The sequence below is a fragment of the Microbispora sp. ZYX-F-249 genome (assembly GCF_039649665.1).
Taxonomy (GTDB): Bacteria; Actinomycetota; Actinomycetes; order Streptosporangiales; family Streptosporangiaceae; genus Microbispora; species Microbispora maris.
Genome location: NZ_JBDJAW010000117.1, coordinates 1 through 1,811 on the forward strand (window position 1 = coordinate 1; position 1,811 = coordinate 1,811).

The 1,811-nt window shown below is 65.1% G+C and carries 1 protein-coding gene; it reads left to right on the plus strand.

The window, feature by feature from the left end:
* Positions 1 to 437 precede the first annotated feature (437 nt).
* The coding region (locus tag AAH991_RS39965) for a trypsin-like serine peptidase (protein WP_346231166.1) at positions 438 to 1,811 on the plus strand (1,374 nt) is incomplete at its 3' end.

Below are 1,811 nucleotides of genomic sequence, written 5' to 3' on the forward strand. Positions count from 1 at the left end.
CGTGTGCCCGGACAGTGCCGGCGAGGCCGATCCGCCGTCATGTTCGATCGATGCGAGCGTAGGCGCCATGAAGGCGGCGGCTCCCGCTCCCGGACGCGACGCGTCGGCGTAGGCGCGGAGGCGACCGAGAGTCGAGGAAAAGTGCCCGTTTTGACGGCATTGGGACCCTTCCCGGTTTCACTTAAAACTGTGATCTCCGTCACATCAAACGTGAACCGTTCCATCACCCAAGGTGATGGCGTCTGGAACGGGCCATAGATGATCAGCCAAAACGTCGCCGAGGCCCCTCGGCACGGCGATGGGACGGGTCAGCCGACCGGAGAACGAAGACCGCGGAACCACTTACACCACCCTTATTCCTCCTATACCTTTCTCCTCGTTCCTTCACTGACGCATGGGGCGCAAGTGACGTCCCACGACAGACCAGGGAGAAATCCATGAAGCGCACTCTCGCCCTCGGCGGGATCGCGGCGGGCCTGCTGGCCGCCGCCGCCGTCGCCGCGCCGGCTCAGGCCGCGCCGACCGACGAGATCCCCGCCGTCAACCTGGCCAACACGAACTTCGCGGCCAAGCAGGTCGCGGCGTTCTGGTTCGGCGAGGCCCGGGCAAACCTGATCAACGCGACGCCGTACAACGTCGAGACCACGCTGCCCACCAAGCACGTCTCGACCGGTGGCGCTTCCGCCGACAGCAAGGCCGGCGTCGTCGGCTCCAGCGGCGACCAGAAGCCCGCCACGGCGAACCTGAAGAACATCAACCTGCCGAAGACCACCGGCAAGGTGTTCTTCATCGGTGGCGACGGCAAGCCGCACTGGTGCTCCGCGACCGCGGTGCAGAGCGGGTACAAGAACCTGGTGGCGACCGCCGGTCACTGTGTCTACGACACGGTGAGCAACCGCGAGACCCTCGACAAGTGGGTCTTCGTCCCCGGCTACTACCAGGGCAAGACCCCGTGGGGCATCTACGTCGGTAAGACCGCCTACACCCACTACGACTACGACGTGTACGAGGACGGCGACCGCGACTACGCGTTCGTCACCGTGTACAACGGCGTCCAGGTCACCGACGTGGCCGTGGACAAGGTCAAGAACTGGGTGAAGGACCGTACGTTCGACACCCGCGCCGAGGCCGAGAAGGCCAAGAAGGACCTCGAGCTCAAGACCACTGGCTGGTCCGGCGAGATCGTGCCCTTCGGCCCGAACGACGTCAAGTACCCGTGGTCGGAGCGCTGGGGCTGGGAGCTGGCCAAGCACGGCCAGGAGTCCCAGAAGGTCTACGTCCCCACCGACCGGTGGTGCCTGTTCCTCGACTACACCGCTGACAAGCTCGGTTCGCTTGTCCGCGGCGAGGTCAAGGACGCGTCCTTCCGCGGCAAGGCCGGCTACGAGGTCACCCGCATCTCCAAGGACGAGTTCAAGACGGCCACCGGGTCCTACGAGGGCGACCACGTCGTGGACGGCGTCCTCTACTTCACGCAGAACAACGGCTGGTACAAGGCCAAGTTCTGGGTGAACGTGGCCAAGAAGTTCAGGCTGACCGGCCACATCGTGGACATCGCCCTGAAGGACGTCGGCAGCCTCGGCAGCAACGTCGGTGGTCAGGGCCTGGCCTACAACCAGAAGATCGGCACCGCGGTGTTCGTCTTCGGTTACCCGAGCGGGTCGCACCCGGACGGCAACTACGCCTTCACCGGCAAGACCCTCAAGTGGGCCTACGGCAAGACCTTCAAGGCCGCTGCTCCGGCCATGAAGGCCGAGGAGCTGGTGGGCATCAAGTCCTCCTTCACCGGCGAGGGCTCGATCGGTTCCTCG